General features: G+C 42.1%; 20 protein-coding genes and 2 riboswitches. Of the genes, 11 read left to right on the top strand and 9 right to left on the bottom strand.

Going from position 1 to position 23,706, the window contains the following annotated elements:
- Positions 1 to 8: 8 nt before the first annotated feature.
- From cobT to L2747_RS10030, 4 genes are all read right to left on the bottom strand, one after another.
- A complete protein-coding gene (cobT, locus tag L2747_RS10045) occupies positions 9 to 1,037 on the bottom strand; it encodes a nicotinate-nucleotide--dimethylbenzimidazole phosphoribosyltransferase (RefSeq protein WP_248998898.1) in 1,029 nt (342 codons plus the stop codon).
- Positions 1,038 to 1,074: 37 nt separating this feature from the next.
- Positions 1,075 to 2,130, bottom strand: coding sequence for a FecCD family ABC transporter permease (locus L2747_RS10040; RefSeq protein ID WP_371985474.1), 1,056 nt, complete (start codon positions 2,128 to 2,130; stop codon positions 1,075 to 1,077).
- Positions 2,123 to 2,980, bottom strand: coding sequence for an ABC transporter ATP-binding protein (locus tag L2747_RS10035; RefSeq protein ID WP_248998897.1), 858 nt, complete (start codon positions 2,978 to 2,980; stop codon positions 2,123 to 2,125). Before L2747_RS10035 ends, L2747_RS10040 begins: the two co-directional genes overlap by 8 nt.
- Positions 2,981 to 3,089: 109 nt before the next feature.
- Positions 3,090 to 3,242: riboswitch (cobalamin riboswitch) on the bottom strand.
- A 121-nt stretch (positions 3,243 to 3,363) separates the two neighbouring features.
- Positions 3,364 to 3,984 carry a histidine phosphatase family protein gene (locus L2747_RS10030; RefSeq protein WP_248998896.1) on the bottom strand — a complete coding sequence of 207 codons (621 nt, stop codon included), beginning with the start codon at positions 3,982 to 3,984 and terminating at the stop codon, positions 3,364 to 3,366.
- A gap of 250 nt (positions 3,985 to 4,234) precedes the next feature.
- Here L2747_RS10030 and metH point away from each other — a divergent pair, with 250 nt between their 5' ends.
- Positions 4,235 to 7,990 carry a methionine synthase gene (metH, locus tag L2747_RS10025; protein ID WP_248998895.1) on the top strand — a complete coding sequence of 1,252 codons (3,756 nt, stop codon included), beginning with the start codon at positions 4,235 to 4,237 and terminating at the stop codon, positions 7,988 to 7,990.
- 162 nt (positions 7,991 to 8,152) lie between these two features.
- On the opposite strand, the gene L2747_RS10020 is transcribed toward metH, so the two are convergent.
- Both L2747_RS10020 and L2747_RS10015 read right to left on the bottom strand, forming a co-directional pair.
- Entirely contained in the window at positions 8,153 to 8,893 is a 741-nt protein-coding gene (locus L2747_RS10020; RefSeq protein ID WP_248998894.1) for a hypothetical protein, read from the bottom strand.
- Between the two features lie 391 nt (positions 8,894 to 9,284).
- Entirely contained in the window at positions 9,285 to 10,400 is a 1,116-nt protein-coding gene (locus L2747_RS10015; RefSeq protein WP_248998893.1) for a flavin-containing monooxygenase, read from the bottom strand.
- A gap of 285 nt (positions 10,401 to 10,685) precedes the next feature.
- Here L2747_RS10015 and L2747_RS10010 point away from each other — a divergent pair, with 285 nt between their 5' ends.
- From L2747_RS10010 to L2747_RS09980, 7 genes are all read left to right on the top strand, one after another.
- On the top strand, positions 10,686 to 10,832 hold the full coding sequence (locus tag L2747_RS10010) for a hypothetical protein (protein WP_248998892.1): 147 nt from the start codon (positions 10,686 to 10,688) through the stop codon (positions 10,830 to 10,832).
- A 147-nt stretch (positions 10,833 to 10,979) separates the two neighbouring features.
- Positions 10,980 to 11,234, top strand: coding sequence for an HP1242/YdcH family protein (locus L2747_RS10005; protein WP_220758746.1), 255 nt, complete (start codon positions 10,980 to 10,982; stop codon positions 11,232 to 11,234).
- Positions 11,235 to 11,501: 267 nt separating this feature from the next.
- Positions 11,502 to 11,601: riboswitch (purine riboswitch) on the top strand.
- Positions 11,602 to 11,696: 95 nt separating this feature from the next.
- The gene (gene add / locus L2747_RS10000; protein WP_248998891.1) at positions 11,697 to 12,692 is read left to right on the top strand and encodes an adenosine deaminase; all 996 of its coding nucleotides are present in this window, start codon (positions 11,697 to 11,699) and stop codon (positions 12,690 to 12,692) included.
- Between the two features lie 251 nt (positions 12,693 to 12,943).
- Positions 12,944 to 13,639, top strand: a complete 696-nt coding sequence (locus L2747_RS09995) for a class I SAM-dependent DNA methyltransferase (RefSeq protein ID WP_248998982.1) — start codon at positions 12,944 to 12,946, stop codon at positions 13,637 to 13,639.
- A 427-nt stretch (positions 13,640 to 14,066) separates the two neighbouring features.
- Positions 14,067 to 14,804: a basic amino acid ABC transporter substrate-binding protein gene (locus tag L2747_RS09990; RefSeq protein WP_248998890.1), complete on the top strand. Its 738-nt coding sequence runs from the start codon at positions 14,067 to 14,069 to the stop codon at positions 14,802 to 14,804.
- 7 nt (positions 14,805 to 14,811) lie between these two features.
- The gene (locus L2747_RS09985) at positions 14,812 to 15,492 is read left to right on the top strand and encodes an amino acid ABC transporter permease (RefSeq protein WP_248998889.1); all 681 of its coding nucleotides are present in this window, start codon (positions 14,812 to 14,814) and stop codon (positions 15,490 to 15,492) included.
- Positions 15,485 to 16,210 (top strand): amino acid ABC transporter ATP-binding protein, encoded by a 726-nt coding sequence (locus L2747_RS09980; RefSeq protein WP_248998888.1) that lies wholly within the window; start codon positions 15,485 to 15,487, stop codon positions 16,208 to 16,210. Before L2747_RS09985 ends, L2747_RS09980 begins: the two co-directional genes overlap by 8 nt.
- A 148-nt stretch (positions 16,211 to 16,358) precedes the next feature.
- Here the strand turns inward: L2747_RS09980 and L2747_RS09975 are convergent, their stop codons facing one another.
- A complete protein-coding gene (locus L2747_RS09975; RefSeq protein ID WP_248998887.1) occupies positions 16,359 to 17,381 on the bottom strand; it encodes a tetratricopeptide repeat protein in 1,023 nt (340 codons plus the stop codon).
- A 308-nt stretch (positions 17,382 to 17,689) separates the two neighbouring features.
- Here L2747_RS09975 and L2747_RS09970 point away from each other — a divergent pair, with 308 nt between their 5' ends.
- The 3 genes from L2747_RS09970 to L2747_RS09960 all read left to right on the top strand — a co-directional run bounded on the left by L2747_RS09970 (position 17,690) and on the right by L2747_RS09960 (position 20,847).
- On the top strand, positions 17,690 to 18,031 hold the full coding sequence (locus L2747_RS09970) for a TM2 domain-containing protein (RefSeq protein WP_248998886.1): 342 nt from the start codon (positions 17,690 to 17,692) through the stop codon (positions 18,029 to 18,031).
- A 339-nt stretch (positions 18,032 to 18,370) separates the two neighbouring features.
- Positions 18,371 to 18,934: a hypothetical protein gene (locus L2747_RS09965; protein WP_248998885.1), complete on the top strand. Its 564-nt coding sequence runs from the start codon at positions 18,371 to 18,373 to the stop codon at positions 18,932 to 18,934.
- A complete protein-coding gene (locus L2747_RS09960; RefSeq protein ID WP_248998884.1) occupies positions 18,934 to 20,847 on the top strand; it encodes an alpha/beta hydrolase family protein in 1,914 nt (637 codons plus the stop codon). Before L2747_RS09965 ends, L2747_RS09960 begins: the two co-directional genes overlap by 1 nt.
- Before the next feature lie 77 nt (positions 20,848 to 20,924).
- On the opposite strand, the gene L2747_RS09955 is transcribed toward L2747_RS09960, so the two are convergent.
- Positions 20,925 to 22,223 carry a hypothetical protein gene (locus L2747_RS09955; RefSeq protein ID WP_248998883.1) on the bottom strand — a complete coding sequence of 433 codons (1,299 nt, stop codon included), beginning with the start codon at positions 22,221 to 22,223 and terminating at the stop codon, positions 20,925 to 20,927.
- A gap of 400 nt (positions 22,224 to 22,623) precedes the next feature.
- Positions 22,624 to 23,520 (bottom strand): LysR family transcriptional regulator, encoded by an 897-nt coding sequence (locus L2747_RS09950; RefSeq protein ID WP_248998882.1) that lies wholly within the window; start codon positions 23,518 to 23,520, stop codon positions 22,624 to 22,626.
- Positions 23,521 to 23,706: the final 186 nt, after the last annotated feature.

The following is a 23,706-nucleotide window of genomic DNA, read 5'->3' as shown; positions in this document are numbered from 1 at the left end:
TAGCGCCCTTAGATTTCTATGCCAGCATCTTCAAAGCTTGCCATTTCATTATAGAAATTTACGGCAGCCTGAATAAGTGGCAAGGCCAATGCAGCCCCAGTGCCCTCACCTAGCTTCATGCCAAGTTTTAACAAAGGGTTGGCTTGCAAATATTCCAACATCAGAAAATGACCTTTCTCACCTGATTGGTGAGCAAAAATCATATAATCACGCACATTCGAGTTAATCTTAACTGCTGCCAACGCCGCTGCTGAAGCAATGAATCCATCTACCACAATTAACATATTGCGCTCGGCCGCAGCCAACATAGCGCCCGTCATCTGCACGATTTCAAATCCTCCCACACAAGCAAGTACCTGCATAGGGTCGTCTAGCTCGCAGTGGTGTAGTAATAGCGCTTGCTCCACTAGCATTAATTTGCGCTTAAAGGTTGTGGCATCAATCCCCGTACCGCGGCCAACGCAGTCTTCTGCCTTTATGCCGGTTAACGCTGACATCATCACAGCTGCAGATGAAGTATTACCGATACCCATCTCGCCTAATGCTATCAAGTTACAACCATTTTGGTGATGCAACTCAACTCTAGCGGTCGCCATTTCAAAACCTTGCTTGACTGCGCCTAGCGTCATAGCAGCGCGCTTATGAATTGGCCCAGTGCCAGAACCTAAACGTTGGTTTATCACACCTTCAACATTTTCAATTGGCTTTAAAATACCGCAATCAATGACTTCTAGATCAAAGCCAACTTGGCGAGTAAACACATTGATCGCAGCACCGCCCTGCATAAAGTTAACCACCATCTGAGTGGTTACTTCACTTGGTGCAATCGATACGCCTGAATCGGCAATACCGTGGTCAGCAGCAAACACCATCATTTTAGGATTAATGATTTTCGGCTTATCTTTACCCAACACTCGGGCAATTTGCAGCGCTAGCGTTTCTAAATCGCCTAGTGCGCCTAACGGCTTAGTTTTGGTATCTATCTTGTGCAAAATTGCGCTATCAAATTCAGTATTAACCGGTTTAATATCAAACATTTTTAATCCCTTGAGCACTCAACTGGGGTATTCATCGCTATATACGCTTAGCGCTGCGACTACCTAAAATAAATAAAAAGAAGATACTGCCCATCACTGAGGTAATTATCCCCACAGGCAGTTCTTGATAACTCAATAATGTCCGCGCTAACACATCCACCCAGACCATAAATAATCCGCCCACCAGCGCCGTTAATAGCAGTGGATAACGCCCAGGAAATAATAGACGCACTGTGTGCGGCACCATCAATCCGATAAAGCCTATACCGCCACAATTCGCGACCAAAATAGCTGTGATAAGTGAGCAAAGGAGTAGCATAGACAAACGCAAAGCACCGACGTTAATACCCAAAGTGTGGGCGGTTTCATCCCCTGCACGCATCGCCACTATTTGGCGTTTGTACAATAAAATGATTAATGTACAAATAAACACAACGCTGGCGGGTAACCACAAACCTTGCCAACTGGCTTTAGCGAAGCTACCTAAAGTCCAAAACAATACCGACGCCGCAGCTTGTGGACTTGAGAAATACAACATCAAGCTGGCCATAGCACCAAACATAAACGAAATCGCCACCCCAGATAAGAGCATACGCTCAACCTGAGTCGATAGATTTTGCCCACATAAAGCCAACACCATAACAACCGATAGACTGGCACCAACAAAGGCACCTAGGGGTAAACTCAACCATAGAATACTTTGACTAAATAGGGTTAGTGCGACCACAGCGCCAAAGGATGCGCCTGATGAAATACCGAATAGGTATGGGTCGGCTAACGGGTTTCGAGTGACTGTTTGTAGCACACTACCGGCGATAGATAAGCCTGCACCCGCGATAAAGGCAAGCAATACCCGTGGTAGCCGAAGCTCCCAAACAATTCGCTCTCGTACTCCTAGCGACTCGCCGACATTTAATAATTTATGGCTAATAACGCTAACTACATCGGCAACACTGATGCTAGCTGCGCCAAAACTTGTCGCCGCAAATGGCGTCAATAAGGTAAGTAAGACGAGTACACCAAACAATAAATATTCAATTGGGCGTCGCGGCAAGGTTAAACCATTAACCAGCCCAATAGCGGAATTACTCACCCTCGCCTCCTTGAACTTTATTGGCTAAATCAGTTGCAGACTCATAACCGTAGAAGTAACTAATCAGCGGATTACCATGTTGTGGATGTGGCCTAATTTCACAGCACACGTCAAATACCTCGGCAATACGCTGCTCTGTCAACACTGTTTTTGGCGAGCCTTTAGCCACACAGTAACCTCCATCAAGTAGTAGGAGTTCATCACATAAAGCGCTGGCAAGATTTAGATCATGAATCGACGTAATTACCGTAATATTGAGGGTACGTAGTAACTCCAAAGTTTGAATTTGGTAGCGAATATCTAAGTGGTTAGTTGGCTCATCAAGAATGAGTAGTTTAGGTCGCTGCACTATCGCGCGGGCAATCAATGCTCGCTGCTTTTCACCGCCAGACAGGCTTTCATAAGCTTGATTCGCTTTATCTTGCAATCCCACCTTAATTAGTGCGTTAGCAACCTCTTGTCGGTCCTGCTTGCTGGTAAAATCAAAAGCATTTTTGTGGGGGGTTAAACCTAACGCAATAAGTTGCGAACAGGTCATATCAAAATGGTGCGGCGTATCTTGCAGTACAACCGCTATTTGTTGGGCAAACTGCTTAGCGGAAAGTACACCAATATCTTGGCCAAATAGCTCAATATTGCCTAAAGTTGGTTTAATAAAACGATATAAACAACGCAGCAAGCTAGACTTACCCGCGCCATTGGGGCCAATAATGCCCAGCATTTTACCTTCAGTAAGGCTGAAATTTATCGTCGACAAAATGTGTTTGTCGTTAAGTTGCCAACTTAAATCTGTAACTGACAGGACCATTTTAGGCTGCAGCTCTGCATCTGATTCAGCCATGAGCGGCATGCAACCAAGCAACACGTATCATTTTATTATCTCCCTCGAGTCGCCCGCTCGAGTATATGTACCGCCAATAGGCCGCACTTTTGAGCTATCAATACCGATTTTGATAAACCCTATTCGATTAAATTAGGCAGGTATCTGACTTGAAAGCTACGTTAGAACAAAGCTTTCATACAGTTGCGGGTACAGTCCGGACTAAGCCACTGCGATGCAGCAGCTTCCGGTTCCCTTTATGCTATTAAGCACCTAACTTTATTTGTTATTAACGGCAAAAATTCTTAGCATTAATAATATTAATGTCGCAGTTTACCATCATACGTCTACAGCGAATACCAATCAGTATGAGAAGTTGTTCAACACAGAAGTAAGCCATCAATTCGCTTTATTTACGCCCAGTTTAAACTCAAATGCGGTGTATCGCCGTCGTGTAGTATGTCTATTTGTACCTTAGCAGCATAAGGTAGTTTTAATGACGTATAAAAGCCTGCGCAGCGCGATACACCAAGCACTTTACTCATTAAATAGCGGATAACGCCACCATGAGTGACCAGTAATATCTGTTTACCTTGATGCTGCTCAATCATATCTTGCCAAGCTAGCTCAATACGCGTTTCAAAGTCTTGCATCGACTCGCCATTTGGCGGCGCAGCAAGCCAAGGGTTAGCCCAGTAGCTATCTAACGCGGCTGCATCTGACTGATACAACGCATCAAAGGTTTTTCCATCCCAGTCGCCAAAGTTCAGCTCTTTAAAGCCATCGTCTACAAATAAAGGTAACTGATGCGATGTAGCGAATGCTTTAGCGGGACCTGAGCAGCGAATAAGCGAAGAACTAATAATCACATCGGGTGCGGATGTTGAGGCATTTTTCGACTCAAACACAGCGGCAAGTGCTACTTTCATCTGCAATTCGCCCTGCTTACTCAAGCCTACATCCACTTGACCGCGCAAAATATTACCACCTTCACATTGGCCATGCCTTAGGAGGATAACGTTAGTGTTTTGCATCGTTTAAGCCTGTCATTATTATTTATCAACAACTTACATAATTTTATTGGTTTTTAATGCTGAAAAAGTATCATGCTTTTAGCACTTGCACTTTTGAGTAAGCCTCACGTATTATGGACGTCTATACGTATAAATGTCCAAACAAAAAATGTAAGTCTGAAAGCGACTCGCAACTCAAAGAAAAATGACCGGCATTTTATACGAGCATAAATTACCAGAATAATCATTTGCGAATTGGTAGGAATTATCTATGGCAACCTGTACCCCAACACATGCCTTGAGCGCAGTAGCACACACTCAAGACACTGCCGAAAAGGTTTTAGCAGTACTTACCCAAAAGCTTCAAGATGGGATCCTTATTCTCGATGGTGCGATGGGCACCATGATCCAAGATCGCAAATTTGAAGAAGCTGATTTTCGTGGCTCGCAGTTCAAAGATTGGCATTGCGATGTAAAGGGCAACAACGATATGTTGGTGCTGACGCAACCAGAGGCGATTAAGCAGATCCATAAAGATTATCTGCTCGCGGGCTCAGACATTATTGAGACCAACACCTTTAACGCTACGCGTATCGCCATGGCCGATTACGACATGCAGGCGCACTCAGCAGCAATTAACTTAGCCGGTGCGCGTCTTGCCCGAGAAGCCGCTAATGAAGTTGAAACTGAAACCGGTCGCCAATGTTATGTAGCAGGTGTACTTGGTCCAACCAACCGTACCTGCTCAATTAGCCCAGATGTTAATGATCCTGGTTATCGTAACGTTAGCTTTGATGAACTTGTTGAAGCCTACATTGAATCGATTAATGCGCTGATAGCTGGCGGCGCAGATTTGATTATGGTTGAAACGATTTTTGATACCCTTAATGCTAAAGCGGCACTATTTGCCATAGAAACCGTATTTGATCAGCAAGGTTTCCGTCTGCCGATTATGATCTCAGGCACCATTACCGATGCCTCTGGCCGCACCCTTACCGGCCAAACGACGGAAGCTTTCTATAATTCTTTGCGCCACGTTAAGCCTTTATCTATCGGCCTTAACTGTGCATTAGGGCCAACCGAGCTGCGCCCTTATGTTGAAGAGCTATCTAAGATTTCTGAATGTTATGTCTCTGCACACCCTAACGCTGGCCTGCCTAACGAATTTGGTGGCTACGATGAAACGCCAGAGCAGATGGCTGAAGTCATTCAAGAGTGGGCCGAAGAAGGCTTTTTAAACATTATTGGTGGCTGCTGTGGTACTACGCCTGATCACATCCGCGTTATTCGTGAAGCGGTTATTCAGCACCCTGCCCGAGTACTACCAAACATTCCAGTTGCTTGCCGTTTATCAGGGCTTGAGCCGCTAACCATTGATGCCAACTCGCTATTTTTAAACGTCGGTGAACGTACCAACGTCACCGGTTCAGCTAAGTTTTTGCGCCTGATTAAAACTGGCGAATATGAAGAAGCATTGTCAGTTGCCCGTGAGCAAGTTGAGAGCGGCGCGCAGATCATCGATATCAACATGGATGAAGGCATGCTCGATGGCGCTGAAACCATGCACAAGTTCCTTAATCTAATCGCCTCAGAGCCTGATATCTCTCGCGTACCAATTATGATCGACTCCTCTAAATGGGAAGTCATCGAAGCGGGGCTTAAGTGCATTCAAGGTAAAGGCATCGTTAACTCTATTTCCCTAAAAGAAGGCGAAGAAAAGTTTATCGAGCAAGCCACTTTAGTTAAACGCTATGGCGCAGCGGCTATTGTGATGGCCTTTGATGAAGTTGGCCAAGCCGACACTAAAGCACGTAAAGTCGAGATCTGTACTCGCGCTTATAATGTGCTCGTCGATAAAGTAGGCTTTCCGCCAGAAGACATTATCTTCGACCCAAATATCTTTGCTATCGCCACTGGTATTGAAGAGCACGACAACTATGCGGTCGACTTTATTGAAGCCACCGCTGAAATCAAACGTACTTTGCCGCACGCAATGATCTCAGGCGGCGTATCAAACGTGTCATTCTCGTTCCGTGGTAACAACCCGGTGCGTGAAGCAATCCACGCCGTATTCCTGTATCACGCCATTCAAGCTGGGATGGACATGGGTATTGTTAACGCAGGTCAGCTGGCCATTTATGACGATATCGACCCAGAGCTAAAAGAGCGCGTTGAAGCCATTGTGCAAAACTTACCGTGCACTGTGGCCGATACCAACAACACCGAACTGCTATTAGAAGTTGCCGAAAAATTCCGTGGTGATGGTAGTCAAACCATCAAGAAAGAAGATTTAGAATGGCGCACTAAGCCGGTTAATGAGCGCTTAGCCCATGCGTTAGTAAAAGGCATTACCGACTATATCGATGCAGATACCGAAGAAGCGCGCCAACAGGCAACACGCCCACTGGATGTGATTGAAGGGCCGTTAATGGACGGCATGAACATCGTTGGTGACCTATTTGGCTCAGGAAAAATGTTCCTGCCACAAGTGGTCAAGTCTGCCCGAGTGATGAAAAAAGCCGTAGCTTACTTAAACCCATACATTGAGCTAGAAAAAGTCGCAGGTCAGTCAAACGGTAAGATCTTAATGGTCACCGTAAAAGGCGATGTGCACGATATTGGTAAAAACATTGTTGGCGTAGTACTGGCTTGTAACGGCTATGAAGTGATCGACTTAGGCGTAATGGTACCGGTAGAGAAAATCATCGAAGTGGCGATAGCCGAAAACGTCGACATTATTGGTATGTCGGGGCTAATTACCCCAAGTCTTGATGAAATGGTGCATAACGTTAAGAGCTTCCATAAAGCGGGCTTAACCATTCCATCAATTATTGGCGGTGCTACCTGCTCTAAAATTCATACCGCAGTGAAAATTGCCCCACACTCACCTGAGGGCGCTATTTACATTGCCGACGCCTCGCGCGCCGTGCCTATGGTTTCTAAACTGATTAATAACGACACTCGCCAAGCTACAATTGACGAAGCCTATGCAGAGTATGATGTCATGCGCGAAAAGCGCTTATCACAAGCTAAGCGCAAAGAGATCACCAGCATAGAAGCCGCACGTGAAAACCGCTGCCAACACGACTGGCAAAACTACAGCCCATTTGTACCTAATCAACTTGGCCGCCAAGTGTTTGATGACTATCCGCTAGAAGATTTAGTTGAGCGCATAGACTGGACGCCATTTTTTAGAAGCTGGGAGCTGCATGGACATTTCCCGCGCATTTTAGATGATGAAGTCGTAGGTGAAGAAGCACGTAAGCTGTTTAGCGACGGCAAAGCTATGCTAGACAAAATCATCAGTGAAAAATGGCTCACCGCGAAAGCGGTTATTGGCTTATTCCCAGCCAACACCGTTAACCACGACGATATTGAGCTGTACACCGATGAAAGTCGTAGCGAGCTTGAACTGACGACTCATCACCTACGGATGCAGATTGAACGTGTTGGTAATGACAACTTCTGTTTAGCTGACTTTGTCGCGCCAAAAGACAGTGGCGTGGCCGATTACATGGGCGGCTTTGCCGTCACGGCAGGCCATGGTATTGATGAGCACGTGGCACGCTTTGAAGCTGACCATGATGACTACAGCGCCATTATGCTTAAATGCTTGGCTGACCGCTTAGCCGAAGCCTTTGCCGAGCGGATGCATGAACGCGTACGTAAAGAGTTTTGGGGTTACGCAGCCGATGAAGTACTCGATAACGAAGCGCTTATTCGCGAAAAGTACAAAGGTATTCGCCCAGCTCCTGGTTACCCAGCATGCCCTGATCACACTGAAAAAGGCCTGCTGTGGGACTTATTAAAGCCAGATGAAACCATTGGCCTTAATATCACCGAAAGCTACGCTATGTTCCCAACCGCAGCGGTTTCTGGTTGGTATTTTGCTCACCCTAAGTCGCGTTATTTTGGCGTAACTAACATTGGCCGTGATCAAGTGGAAGATTATGCCGCCCGTAAAGGCATGAGCATAGAGGAAACCGAGCGCTGGTTAATGCCGGTGTTGGACTATGATCCAGAGTAATAGAATGCTGAGTAAAAAAGTATAAATAAAGCCCCTGAATAAGGGGCTAAATAGAGCAGCAGCTTGGTTTGCAGGGCAGCTTTTCAGTTCAGTAAACTTAGCCTAAGCTCAAAAGCTAATCTCAACAGTCCAAGCTAAACTCAAAAGACTAGATTCGCAGCCCTAGCCCACATTAGTCATACAAGGCTTTATCACTCCCGAGGCATTATCATTATTAAGTAGTAACGCCTTATACTGATTAATATTTCGTTCAAGTTGCTGCATTAAGCCTTCAGCGCCTTTAGCTGCGGTGCTTTCATACACCAAAGGCACCATAGTCAGGTTATGCGCCTGCGCCTGAGCATCGACAAACTGCAGCTGCGACCAAAATAAATTAGAGATAAGATGAAACAAACAACTGCTGATCCCAAGGTGTCGCATCTCCGGAACCACATAAGCGTAAAGTAAATAACAACATACGCCCACATGCCTATCATCACAGGCATTATCATCTGCATACCAAGAATCAAGCAAACCCACATTAAAGGTGACAAAGGCGATTGGGGTTTGTTGCTGTTCTTCTAAAAAAGCCACCAGCTGATAATGCCTTTGATGTCGACTTTGCGATATACGGCTAACTGGAACAAGGCTCTTAAATATTTGATGACTGATAAATTCGTCATCTTGGCTTTTATTGCAAAAATGCCGCTGAAGATCTGCAGCAGTGGTATGGGCAGGTGCATCATAAATACTCACACAAGGAATATGTGATAATTCATCCAACTTAACGGACGCAGGTGCCTGCAGACGTAGATCTTTTTCAGCTAAGGTTTTGATAAAGCCGCCCTGCAATTGAAATTGGCTAAAATCATCCAGCAAATGAAGTAAGGGAAACAACTGCGCCTTACTCTGATAAGAAGTCATATACCGCCCCACTTAATCAGCGGTTATCTGTAAAAAATGACACTCCTTTATCAAGCATTTATCGAACAGATAAATGCATACAGACAACGTGCTTAGTTAACTACATATCCGTTAACTATAGGTTCAATATATTTTGCTGTAAAACCCGCCTAACGCTGACCAGACAAGGGATTGACGACAAATTACCACCAAGTGATTGTAAATAAAGACCACTCACTCTTTTACGCTTAACAACAATGACTGAAATAAAAAGCTCAACCTTGTCTGGTATCAAAACTCTTAGCTGCGCAGCCGTGGAACAGGCTACCTTAGGAATCGAAAAAATGAACACTGCAATCCGCCATATTGAAGGCAACCTTACATTCAATATGGTGAATAAGCACCTTCGATACTAGCTGGCGTCAGTAATTATCTTGGCGGCTTGTTTAGGTGGCAGATTATTCTGCGCAGGTTTACTGTTCGCTTGTTGGGTTTCTAAAATATACGTCATCAAGTATTTAGCATCTTTCCAGACGCCACCCAGCGTTGCCGAGCCACGGGTATACAGCCAAGGCAAGCCAATAAAAAACAAACCATCGACATCTTTGCTGACGCCGCGATAATTACTTGGGTAGTTCATTTCATCAAAAGAGATGTCTTCAATCCAAAAGAAGTTAGGTTTAAAGCCTGTCGCCCAAACGATATTCTTAATACTGCTGACACTGCCTTTTTGAAACTTGATACTGCTGTCATCAGCTGACAGGGTTCTGCCCATATGAATCACATTGTCTTTTGCCAGCAATGACTTCACATCTGTGCCAATAACCGGTTGCACGCCCTTACTTAACCACTGACCGATTTTGCTATAACGGTTAACCGACAAAAAGCCTATTTTAGTAAACCACCACCAGAGGGTTTTACCTAAGAATGTCTGCGGAATTGCAGGGATTTTATCCGTACCGGAAAAGTGTACTTTGCGTCCGGTATCGGCAATTTCCGATAAAATTTGCACGCCGGAGTCGCCCGCGCCAACAACTAAGCAATCGCCCTCTTGCAGTTGAGCCGGACTTTTATAGTTCTCACTGTGAATTTGCTTCACATCTTTAGCGATGTCCGCATGACAAGGCGGTGTATACGGAGTATGGAACGGGCCGGTGGCGATAATCAGCTGCTTAGCTTGATAATTTGCCGTCGCACTGGTGATCTCAAAAATGCCATTCACTTTCTTTACCGAGGTGATTTTTTGATTAAATTCAATCGGTATCGAAAACTTCTCGGCATAACTTTTTAAGTAATCCGCCACTTCATATTTATTAGGGTAATAGCCTTTAGGAAAAGGAAATGGCATGCCCGGTAGATGATTGTATTCGGTAGGAGTAAATAGCTTTAATGAGTCCCAACGCTTTAGCCAAGGCGCACCTATATGCTCGTTGGCATCTAAAATAAGGTAATCTTTATTATGTTGAGACAGGTTATAGGCCATAGACAAGCCTGACTGACCCGCGCCGATAATGATAAATTCTTTCATGATTTCCAAATGCATACGTCTTATTTTTATTATGCAGAGCATTCTAACAGAACATCAGTATAGAACTTGATTTAGCCAAAAAATACTCAAGCAGCTAACTGTAAAGATAAGTAACTTAACAAAGATTAAATAGCAATTAGGCCTTGTTGTTTCAACACAAAAATAGCTTTTCATCTGCAAACAATACTCAATAAAATACAATGTATTTAATAAGATAGCTATCAATGATTGCAGGGAATTGTTATTGTAGAAGGTAACAGTGAAGCCAAAAATAATAAGAAATCTATGCAATACAAAATTGGAATACAAGCCGTAGCTGTTTTGTTGGTGGTAGGGCTTATCTACTTTAACGCTCCTTACATGCTTGATGTTTACCTATCTGCCATTGCTGCTTTGGCTCTGGGGATCTATTACTTTTTTATCAAAAAGTGACAACTAGCTAAGCGACTATCTCGATGCACCATAATTAAAAAGCGGCCAAGATCTCACTTTGTGGTTTTGGCCAGTGCTATAGTCAAACCAGTTCCAACATAAATTGTTTCTGTTCGCCATTTAAGTTCAGCATTTCAAGGAGCACCAATGTTAAATGAAAATCATGCACTTATTTTCGACTTCCCAGAATTTAAACAAGACATTGTTTACTTGAACTACACCGACCAAGAGTTCGACAAACTTTCCAAGCAATACCACCTCCTCGATTATGATATTCGTCAGTTAGAAATTGCCGGTAGCCCAACCGATGACGAACATATGCATCAACTAAAAGTGCAACGCGCTAACTTAAAAGATGTTTTATTCCATAAGCTTCAAGCTCATCACAGCGAATCAAAGTAACCATTTTTGAAAAATACCGAGTGCTGTCAGCTCTGCATATAGCATTCAAAACAAGCCAAAAGGCAGTAATGCTACACTTTTGGCTTTAATCATTTTTTAATCAGCTTTTATCTCTACAAAACTCAGCCAAGAAAGCTTTAGGGTTAAACGAATCGACTCTAAATACCTAGATAATGCGTGCTTAAACCAGATTTTGTGTTTGGGCAGCCAATGCTCCCCTTGGTCTTATTTGTTGTTAGGCTCTTTCGCAACTAGCTTAATGAGTGCTAATATTGACCGTTAACACTTCGTATAATCTCAATGATATGGTTTGAGAGTTTCTACCAAGAGCCCTAAACTCTTGATTATGAAGACTTTACTTTATGTAATGCTAACTATGTAATATTGTTTCTATTTTGCGCTGCAAGGTATGAATCGTTATTTGCCTATAGTTGGTATAACCACTTAATAAAGGAGAGCTTCATGAATTTTCTACAGCTACCTAAAATTGATCTTCATTGCCACCTAGACGGTAGCGTACGTCCGCAAACTGTTATCGACCTTGCAAAAATCCAAGGCACAGCTATTCCTAGCGATAACGTTGACGAGATAAAAGCGCTAATGGTGGCCCCTGAATCTTGCCCAAACCTTGATGAATACCTTACCCGCTTTGCGCTGCCTGTATCGGTTATGCAAACAGAAGCGGCGTTAGAGCGTATTTCGTTTGAGCTATTTGAAGACGCAGCAAAAGAAAACGTGAAGTACCTAGAAGTCCGTTTTGGTCCGCAATTACATCGTAAACAAGGCCTTAACTTTGAGCAGATCATTGGCAGTGTTGTCAAAGGTATGCGCAGAGCTGAAGCCCAATACGATATTAAGGGTAACTACATCCTGTCGATTATTAAGGTGCTACCAAAAGATGACATCAATGATGTGATCGACGCGGGTGCTCAGTTCCTTGATAACGGTGTTGTTGCATTCGACTTAGCTGCAAGTGAAGAACCAGGCTTTTGCCATGAGTACATTCCTTACGCTAAATATGCCCTTGATAAAGGCTACCGCATTACGATCCATGCGGGTGAGCAAGGTGTAGGCCAAAATGTGTATGACGCAATTGCGTTACTAGGTGCCGAACGTATTGGACACGGTATTCACATTAACAGCCATAAACAAGCGTACGACTTAGTGCGTTCGAAAGAAGTTGCATTAGAAACCTGCCCAAGCAGTAACGTGCAAACCAAAGCGGTTGAGAATTTAGAAAGCCACCCGTTTGGTGATTTTTATCGTGATGGTTTATTAGTTACGATTAATACTGACAATCGGACAGTGTCTGATACTACTATGACCAAAGAGTTACAGCTTGCAGTTGAGAAGTTTAACTTAACTGAACAAGATTACATGGCTATCTACAAAATCAGCGCCAATAACTCCTTCGCATCTGATGCTGTCAAACAGCATCTATTGCGATTCACTGTTTAAGTTTCATTAACAAGTTATATGCCTTTTAGCGAGTGCAGCTATGCACTCGCTAACTCGTTCCCGCCCCAGACTAATCAACAACACATTTCAGCGGCTACATATAGCGAGAGATAGATCGCAATATGCTTAATTAATCATCGCTAAATCTAGCTATTAGTATAAGATGCCGCACCCCAATTTACAGGTCAACAGCCTTGCTTACCGCACCAACTACTGCGCTCTATACTGACTTATCAAGTTACTACAATTTAATGTGTGCCGAAATTGACTACTCAGCACAAAGTGAATGCATTCGCAGACTGCATCAAATCTTTGGCAATGGTGGAAAACAACATCTTGATCTTGCTTGTGGTACAGGCCCTCATGTTAGGCACTTCATCGATAGCGGCTACCAAAGCCAGGGCTTAGACATTAACCAGCCGATGCTAGACATAGCCAAACTGCACTGCCCGGAAGCAGAGTTTAGCCTACAAGATATGGCAAACTTTACGGTTGAACAGCCGTTAGACTTAATCACCTGCTTTTTATACTCAATCCATTACAGCGATGGAATTGAAAAACTAAAGCAGTGCATAGCCAGCGTGCACCACGCCCTTAACGTTGGCGGTATTTTTTGTTTCAACGCCGTTGAAAAGAAAATGATCATCAACAACTCATTTGCTAAGTTTCAATTAGCCCATGAAGACAGCCAGTTTACCTTTAGCTCAGGCTGGGATTATTGCGGGGAAGGCGAAAGACAATCGTTAATCGTCAACATTGAAAAGACCACAGAGCAAATAAGCCAATCTTGGCAAGATGAGCACGCGATGGTCGCAGTAGGATTTGAGCAGCTAAAACAACTTTTAGCCCCCTATTTCGAAGTGCAAATGTTTGAACATGATTATGACAAGATCTTGGCTTGGAACGGCAAGTCAGGCAATGCAATTTTTACCTGTGTAAAAATTTAGCCAAGAGGCTACAAAGGTTTTAATCAATAGCCCCAAAATATCGCTAACAGTGTATTTGGGGCTATATAATAATATCGTTAACCTTTTCTCCCATCTACTGAACAACTTCTCGTTTCCGCTCCTCATTTTAGTTTGACCTTCAACTTTTAATTTAAGGCATTTATCCAAACTCTCATCTAAGTCATCAACTTTACCTACTCAATAAATATTCATTATCACTTATATTCCCAATCAGCCGACTCAAGTGTAAAACAAAACAACACCCTTTGTTAAACCAAGGTTAACACCACGAGTGAAACGTTCAAAACTTAACCAAAAAAACAAATCAAACCGAATTATTAAGCATTATTTTTGCATAAGTATTGATTTATTTTGGTGTGAGTTTATAGTCGATGGCAGTTAAGTAATTTGATTAAGAGAGTTTGAAATGAAGCAGTCAATGACAGGTTTAGTGAGTTTAGGGTTAGCAAGCGTTTTATTATTGGCTGGCTGTGGTAAGAGCGATGATGTGCTTGTCGTCGGCACCAATGCTTCGTTTCCCCCTTTTGAATATGTAGGCGGCGTTAGTGGTGATGAAATTAAGGGCTTTGATATCGACCTTGCACGCCAAATTGCCAAAGATGCAGGTAAGAGCCTAAAAGTTGAAAACATGAACTTTGACTCGTTGATTGTGGCGTTAAATGCTGGAAAAATCGACTTTATCGCATCAGGAATGACCATTACTGCAGAAAGACAAGCGAACGTCGATTTCTCGACACCTTACTACGAAGCCACCCAAATGGTATTAGTGAATAAAAACAACAACAGTATTAACAGCATTGATGATCTTAAAGGCAAACATATTGCCGTACAGTTAGGTTCAACTGGCGATATCATGGCAAAGACCTTTAGCAAAAAAGTTACCGCTTTTAATACTGGTTTTGAAGCCGTTATGGAACTGAAAAACAATAAAGTTGATTTAGTACTTTTTGACAGTGAGCCCGCCATTAGCTTTTTGAATAAAAATCCACAATTAAAAATGGTTGAACTGGATTTTGAACCTGAATTTTACGGACTAGCAGTACCTAAAGATAAAGCTGAATTGCTAACGAGTATCAATAGCACCCTAGAATCCATGAAAAACAACGGCGAATACGACGCCCTTGTTACTAAATACATGAAGTGAGCAGCTAATGATTGATGCAATAAACACTTCTTTATTTACGCCAATTGGTGAAGACGGTTTAATCGGGATTTATCTCATCTTAAACGGCTTAAAAGTTACGTTAATCGTCACCTTCTTTGCCATGATAATGGGTTCTGTACTTGGCGTGGCTACCACCTTAATGAAGATGTCATCAAAGTGGTATTTTAGTTGGCCTGCGAATTTATATGTTAGCGTGATCCGTGGAACGCCAGTGGTTGTGCAGTTAGTAATCCTTTACTTTATTGTACTGGCATCACTTGATGTAGATAAAATCACTGCAGCTATTATTGCCTTTGGCCTTAACAGTGGTGCCTATATCTCTGAAATCATCAGGGCCGGGATCCAAGCTGTAGACAAAGGCCAAATGGAGGCGGCGAGATCACTCGGTTTATCGCATTGGTCAACGATGAAAGAAGTGATTTTACCGCAAGCGATTAAGAACATTCTGCCATCGCTAGGTAACGAGTTTATTGTACTGCTCAAGGAGACTGCGGTCATTGGCTTTATCGGTGGCGTCGACTTAATGCGCGCAGGTGAAATCATTCGTAGCCGTACATTTGAAGACAGCATACCGCTATTTACCTGTGCCATTATCTATTTGCTATTGACGTACATCTTCACATTTATGCTATCTAGATTCGAAACGAGGTTGAAACAAAGTGATTAAAATAAATAACTTACATAAGAGCTTTGGCGACAACCAAGTTTTAAAAGGTATTAGCGAGCAAATTAACAAAGGTGAAGTCGTCAGCGTTATTGGTCCATCGGGGAGCGGTAAAAGTACCTTTTTACGTTGTATCAACTTACTAGAGCAACCAACTCAAGGTGATATTTTCATTGATGGTCAATCCATTACCGCCGCAGGAGCTTGCGTTGATAAGTTAAGACAAAAAGTCGGTATGGTGTTTCAAAACTTTAATCTGTTCCCTCATAAAACCGTTAAACAAAACATCATGCTAGCCCCTGTTAAGTTAGGTGTGATGAACCAGCAAGAAGCGAGTGCTGAAGCCGATAGATTGCTAACCCTAGTGGGTTTAAAAGACAAAGCCGATGCCTACCCATCGAGCTTATCTGGCGGGCAAAAGCAGCGTGTTGCCATTGCAAGAGCGTTAGCCATGAAGCCTGAGCTCATGTTATTTGATGAGCCCACATCGGCGTTAGATCCAGAGATGGTTGGCGATGTACTCGATGTGATGAAATCACTTGCTGAAGATGGCATGACAATGGTGATTGTTACCCATGAAATGGGCTTCGCACGGGACGTATCCGATAGAGTGATCTTTATGGATGGCGGCTATATTGTTGAACAGAGTGAACCTGATACGCTATTTAGTCAGCCTAAAGAGGGCAGAACTCAGGCGTTTTTGAGTAAAGTTTTGAGATAAAGCTCAGGAGTCAATACTCAAGATTAAGAGCTAAAGCCTATGGGAATTACGGGCTAAACTGAGAACTTAGCGATTATGTTGCTACTACTTGTAGCAACATAATGAGGGAACTCTGCATTTTAAAGCAAAAAAAATCAAACGAATAGCTTCAATGGGCTATGACAGAGTCTATAGGATTTTGCATTAACGCTGCGAGTGCTTCTTTATGTCCCTGCGCCGCAGCCTCTAGGTACCACTTCTTGGCAATGTGTTGATTTTGCGGATCGCTGTTATCCGACTCATATAAGCTGCCCAATACATATTGCGACTCCGCATCTCCCTGCTTGGCTGCCGCTGTATACCAGCTTATCGCTTCAGGTATGTTTTGCACTACACCTTCGCCCAGTTCAAACATCACCCCTAGGCTATATTGCGCACCAATGCTCCCTTGCTCTGCCGCTTTTAAATACCATTTAATTGCCTGTACCTTGTCAACCTGAGTGCCTTGACCTTGCTCAAACATTGAACCTAGGTAAAATTGCGCTTTGACATAGCCATTATTCGCCGCCTTTTGATACCAAGTAAAAGCGTTGGCCGGATCTGCTGCAACGCCTTGGCCAAAGTCATAAGCTGAACCAATATAAAATTGCGAAGCAACATGGCCTTGCTCAGCGGCTTTCATATACCAAGCAAAAGCTTGCTGTTTGTCTTCCTCAATTCCGATGCCGAAAGTCAGCATTCTAGCCATATCATATTGGGCTTCATCGAGGCCTTTATCTGCCGCTCTTTTAATCCAATAAATAGCTTGTGGGTAGTCTTGTTTTGTCGAGTGAAAAATCATCCCTATGCCATAGAGAGCATCGATATGATCTTGCTCAGCAGCTAGATAGTACCAATGCAATGCTTGTTGCCTGTCTTCCGGCACGCCAAGACCATAGTCATAAAAGGTACCGAGTGTATATTGAGCCTCTGCAGAGCCCTGCTCTGCCGCTTTTCGGTACCATTTGATTGCAGTTTCACTATTTTTCAATGTACCCATTCCAAAATCATAAAGGGTTGCGAGTTTATATTGCGCGTCTGCATCACCTTGCTCAGCCGCTTTGCGATAACTCTCAAAGGCAAGATCAGAGCTTCGTTCTGAACTTGCACACCCAGCCAGCAAGAAAACCATTAATAAAATTAAAAACTTCATAATCACTCTTTGACAACAGCACGCCATTAGTGGCTTTTATCGCATGATCATGCAGGTTTTAATTGATGTGTTCAATTGAATTTCAGTGTCTTACGAGAAGTTATTCGAACTAAGTTCGCAAAGACAGGTTCAATTTTTTCTTAGATAGAATATTTACGCCCCTCGACCTAATGCAGCCAAGTATTACCGACTGTGATCCCTGTGCGGTTTCAAATTGCTTTATTTTCATTTTGTGAGCTGCGCACCTATTTTTCAGCGCACACTTGTACACATAATGCCTTATCGCAAATTGACAATTGGAGTCCGTAATGCAAACCCTAGATTGCCCTCAGTGCAACCATAAGATCGACCTTAATGTAGTTACTTGTCCTCAATGTCATGCTGCACAAGGTTTTGATTCTCTGTCCGGCGTAGACCCAGATATCCGTATTAAAAATCAGAAACTGGCTATCTGGTTTAGTATTTTACTAGGCGGATTTGGCCTACATAAATTCTATTTAGGTCAGCACCTAAAAGGCAGTTTATATCTCGCATTTAGCTGGACACTGGTGCCTATGGTTGTCGGCTGGGTCGATGCCTTCCGCACCGTAAGAATGACGCCATTTCATTTTGAGCAACGCTACTGCAAGCGAGTAACTCAGGGGTTTTAAGCACTTCTTTTGATAGAAAACCGAACCTAAAATTACAAATAAAAGACTATAAAAAGACAGCTTATGCTGTCTTTTTTCGTTCTATCCATCATTAGATAATCTAAATATTTTTTGCGATGAGCACATAGTTTATTGCACGCCCTTTCATTGATAGAAAAAAGTACTAGCCAGATTACACAATTATCAAAACAGGATTAAACCATTAAATATAAAGAAAATTTCAATAAAAAAATGAACCGAAATAATAAAATTTGCAGCACTAAAGTTTGACTTTAATGTTGTGCAAATGTAAAAAAGTGGCAACTTATCAAAAAATAACTATACAAAGGAGTGTTAGTTATGACGATTTATGCCGAGTCTAGTTTTACACAAAAGTTATTATTACTGCTGTCTGTAATATTTACCTTCCCAGCATTAGCTATCGAACCACTAGAAAAAGATGAAGGCTACGTACTTGTCGCTTTAAAAGTTGAGCAGGGCTATCTTCCCACTTATGTGACACTATCGGGTGAGGGTTGGGGGAATGGTTTAAAATATGATCTAAAACCTACGAGCACTAACTACTGGCTTGAAGCTGTAGAAGCAGGTACATACGAATGGGACAGGCTCTACCTTAATAAAGATGTATACCTAGATATTGAAGATGCTGAGCTCACCATCAAAGTAGAGCCAGGTAAAATCAATTATGGTGGGCATCTGCTATTGCATACTACGATGAATGCTAGCAGGAACTCGCTACTTGGAGGTGCTAGATTTTACTTCAATAACAAAGCAAGCAAAGCAATGACCTATCTAGATAACAACTTTCCAAGTTTAGTTAAAGATTACGATTTAATTTATACCGGCGAACATAAAGACCACTTTTTTGATTATGCCAAGCAGCTCAAAGGAGTAAAGTTATAATGAAACGCTTAATTTTATTGTTTGTTTTTCTGTTTGGTTTAGGTAATTCCTATGCATCAGTTGAATCTGATTTTTTTAGAAATCCGGAATTTGTGATGCCAAAACTCAACGGTAATGGCGACTTTTTATTAGTCAAAAAACGAATTGATAATTACAATGAAATTGTACTAACCAATCTAAATAAATATATAGAAACACCTGTACTAAAAGTATCAACCCAAAGCTCAACTTATATTTCCGATTTTGAATGGCTAGGAAATAATAATTTTGCAATTTCGACTTACGATGACATAAACGGCGGCAATCTTTATTTATATAAAATAAATGAAAACGGTAAAGCCAAACGCAGCGCCCTACTTTCCAACACCTACGTTTTTGATGCCCAAATAACTCAAGAAGATAGGTTTATTGCATTTAGATATAAACATGGCAAACCAAATTTGTTTTCTTTTGACCTAAACAGTGAACGCCATGAGAGCCAATTTAGGAGCAAAAAACGCATAACTAAAGGCCCGCTTAGAAATGGACGTTGGCTAGTTAACCATTCTGGTAGCGTTAATGTAAATTATGACACTGAAGATGGACAAACCGAAGTTTATGTCAAGTACCCTGACTCAAAACAGTGGCGACAAGTCTGGGAAAACAGTGATGAAATCGAATTTAAACCTGTCATGTTTATACCAGAAAAGCATGAGTTATTGGTTTTATCACAAAAGGATGAGGGTTACTTAAAACTATATAGCTACAATACTCAAGTTAATGAGTTTACTAATATTGTTTACCAAGTAAACGGTAGAGATATCGCAAACGTTTTAATTAATCCTTTCAAACCTGAACTGATTGGATACAGCTATATTCAAGGCGGCGTTGCTCATCACATCTATAATCAAACGCTATCAGAATTAGTCGATAAACATACTAAAACAACCGATATCCCAAACGGCTATGTTATAAACTTTAGTCAAGATTATAAAAAAGTAATCTATATTAATAGCTCTATTGATAAACCAAGTAAATACTATCTTTATAATCAATCAATTAATGAAAGCATGCTTCTCGGCGAAGAGCGCCCTTGGCTGAATAAATACGAGCTAGGTACCAGTGAAGTGATCACGTCAAAATCTAGCGATGGGGTAGAAATTGAATCTTACCTTACTCTTCCAGCAAGAACTGATAATAAGCAAGTCCCACTGCTAGTTATGCCACATGGAGGCCCATTGGGAGTGAGTGATACACGCCACTTTCCGATTGATGTACATTACTTTGTTCAGCAAGGATACGCAGTTTTAACCCCAAACTATCGTGGTTCATCAGGCTTTGGCGAAAAGTTCTTAAATGCAGGTAAAAAGCAATGGGGGCGTTTAATTGAGGATGACATTGAATCAGCAGTAGCAAAAGTGCTGGATAAAGGTGTTATCGAATCATCTAAAATCTGTATTTTTGGCATAAGCTATGGCGGATATTCTGCTTTAATTAGCGCTATACGCCGTCCAGATTTATATCGCTGTGCAATCTCTTACGCTGGTGTTACCGATATTCCGCTATTATTTTCTGGCGGTGTACAAACCGATAATGAGCGCCATCAAGCACTAAAGGATATTCTTGGTGATCCTGATGAATCTTGGGATACCTTAGTAGAGTTTTCACCAATTTATCGTGCAAATGAACTAAAAATCCCTATCTTCATTGCTCAAGGTGGTAGAGATCGAATAGTTGAAGATGAGCATTACTTTAGAATGAAATATGTTCTCGAGAAATTAGATAAAGATTTCGAACATTTTTATATGGAAAATGAAATTCACGGTTTTAAATTAGTAGGTTCACAAATAGAACTCTACATTAAAATAAATGAATTTATTCAAAATAGTTTCGTTAACCAAGAAACTATAAAAGCGAATACCGCCGACGAATAGCGCTGAGCATTTATTACTTCAAAGCAAAAAGAGCAGGATAACCTGCTCTTTTGATTTCTATAAGCTTAAAAATACCGCTAAAAGTCGAAACTCAATCGCATATAATTAGTTTCAGAATCGAGGGCACTTGTACCTCTTTCACCCAAACGGCTTCTTTCTACTAATAGCTTGCGCCATTCGCTTAGTGGCTTTTCCGAACCGTAGCCTCTTACGCCAATCTGCAATCTAGCGGAATAAAGAGAATCAAACTTTGCGTCTAAAGCTGTTGGCAATTTAAGATCCGGCATACTGCCTGATGCGCCGCCCCAAATAACCCATTCGGCGTCACCATTATCGAGGTCGCCAAATAAAGACATGTGAGTCAGCGCCACATTGCTAACACCGGTAAAGTCATACTGATAAGGTGCTTTACCCGTCGCGATTTCATTAAATAAAGCATATACCGCATCAGAATAACCGTTAGCGGGATCCCACATCATAATCGGCGAAGTTGTTCCATCAGATGCGACTCGGTGCCGTGCTGAACTATAGCTGTCAGCTGTTACATTACCTACGTGCTCTTGACCCATTCTTGCAGGCCAAACATAACTGCTATTAGTTAATGTTGGATAAACAAAAACTAAATCATCTTGGCTATAATTAGTCCAGCCTTCAAATGAGCGGGCATATAAGATCCGTGCGTCATATGGATTAACATAATCAACTGCTACGCCTTCATGAGTGAAGTCAGTCAGGCTCAATGTATATTCGGTTTTATTGGTTAAATCAATACTGCCACCGAGACTACTCTGCCCATCAGCAGCCACTAACTGCACATCTATTGGGCCCGCGCCATCACACCACTCAACTGTAGGTGAACTGCTAAATGGTGTTAACTCATAGCTGCTTCCTCCTAGATAAAGCTTGCTGTCAGGCGCATCAGCAATAAGTGACTGCACTGGAAACTCAACATTCTTACAATCACAACCAGTTCGATCATTATCATCCCAAAAGTGCTTAACCCCCTGATCGCCGGCTTCAACGTCAACATGAGAGATAACAGTAAGAGTGGGCTGGTCTTTATAATAAGATTGATTATTTGCTGTTAGCGTGAGGTGTTTAGCGTTACTCGGCCAATCAGCAGTGAGCGCTCCGTTACTATCAGTAATATACTCAGCAATAAGCTCACCTGCATTATTATGCACAAACACATCAACGCCGGCTTTTGGCGTTTCAATTCCACACCAATTGCTAGTAACAGTATTTAAAGTGATTTGCGGAATATTGCCACCTGCTGAACCACCATTACCTGCTGATCCAGATGAATCGTCACCTCCGCCACAAGCAGTTAAAACCAATGCGGATAATACGGTTAGGGTCCATTTTGTTGTTGTCATATCTTCTTCCTGAATATCTATGAATAAGCCAAGTAATCATTACCTCGCTTTTTACAGCTAAAAACTGTTTATAACCCCCAGAAACAACCAAACTAATAAAAATTAATTAGCAAATTAATGTTAATTTATTGTAACGACGATTATTCGGGCTACGGTACCGTTTTACGCCTTAGCTGTCTATTATTTAGCTGACAATTTTTTTCAACTAATTAATTAAGTAAACAATGATTTAACCAGTAGAAACGAGCTTTATGAGGTAAAACGAAAATGCTTCAATCAAAGTGATACTAAGATGCTAGTAACACGTATGACAGTATTTGAAAGTGTCATTATTTGACTAAAGTTAAAGATTAAAGATTAAACATGAGAAATGTTTGTCAGAGATGCTTTAACTGAAAACTTAAATCCTAACGTCTGCGGGCAATATCACTTGAATAAAGGTGCGCGTCTTTAATGGCACCACTGCTGCGTATGGGAAAACTAAAAACAGCTCAGTTTTCCAAGTGAAAGCTTTAAGCAAGCTCACCAATTGCCCAGATGCGATTTGTTTACCGGTAACAAAATCTAACGTGGTAGTAATCCCTAAACCTTTGCATGCATATTGTGCGAGCATGGATTCACTCATTGACGATAATGCCGGCGTTATTGGCACATTGAACTGCGCGCCGTCTTGTTTAAACGACCAGTTCAGCCCGGTAAGACAATGACTATAGTGCAGGCATTTGTGCTGAGTTAGCTCATTAGGATGAATGGGGGTTCCAGCCACTTTTAAATACTCAGGCGATGCCACTACATAGGTGTCAATATCACGGATTTTACGGCACAAATAACTGCTATCTTCGAGCTTACCAATACGAAATGCGATATCAACGCCCTCTTTCACCAAATCCCCAAGATTGTCGTCAAATACAATATCCAGCATTAAATCAGGATAAGTTAAATGCATAAATTCGAGGCTTGTTGCTATACCATCATCGTGCTTTAAGATGCTTGGCATTTTGATAACTAGACACCCACTGACCACTTGCTTCTTTTCATCAATAAAATCTGTTATTTGAGTCACTTCATTAAAAATAGACTGGCACTTGAGGTACAGGAAATTCCCTTCTTCGGTTAAATCCAGTGCCCGAGTAGTGCGGATAATCAACTGACTTTGTAAACTCGATTCAAGCTGCTTTATGTGCTTACTGATTACCGAGTGAGTTAAGCACAGCTCATCGGCCGCCGCCGCAAATGAACCATGGCGAGCCACGGCGTAAAAGCTAGTCAACAAGTTAAGGTTAAAGCTAGGTTTCACCTGATTATCCTATGTATGAGTGTGGATTTAGCCATTCTAACTCAACGACTTAAGTATTATACCAATCAGTATAAGAATTTGATCAACTCAGAGCGATTTTTGGCAAACTAATCCAAGGCGAATAGCTGCAATAATGGTTACTCTCTTTTAAAGCTGTTCAACGCAGAAGTAGGCAGACAAAAACGC

It is taken from the genome of Shewanella marinintestina, from assembly GCF_023283845.1.
Taxonomy (GTDB): Bacteria; Pseudomonadota; Gammaproteobacteria; order Enterobacterales; family Shewanellaceae; genus Shewanella; species Shewanella marinintestina.
Note: the sequence above shows the minus strand (reverse complement) of the source record. Positions and strands in the feature narration are given on the sequence as shown.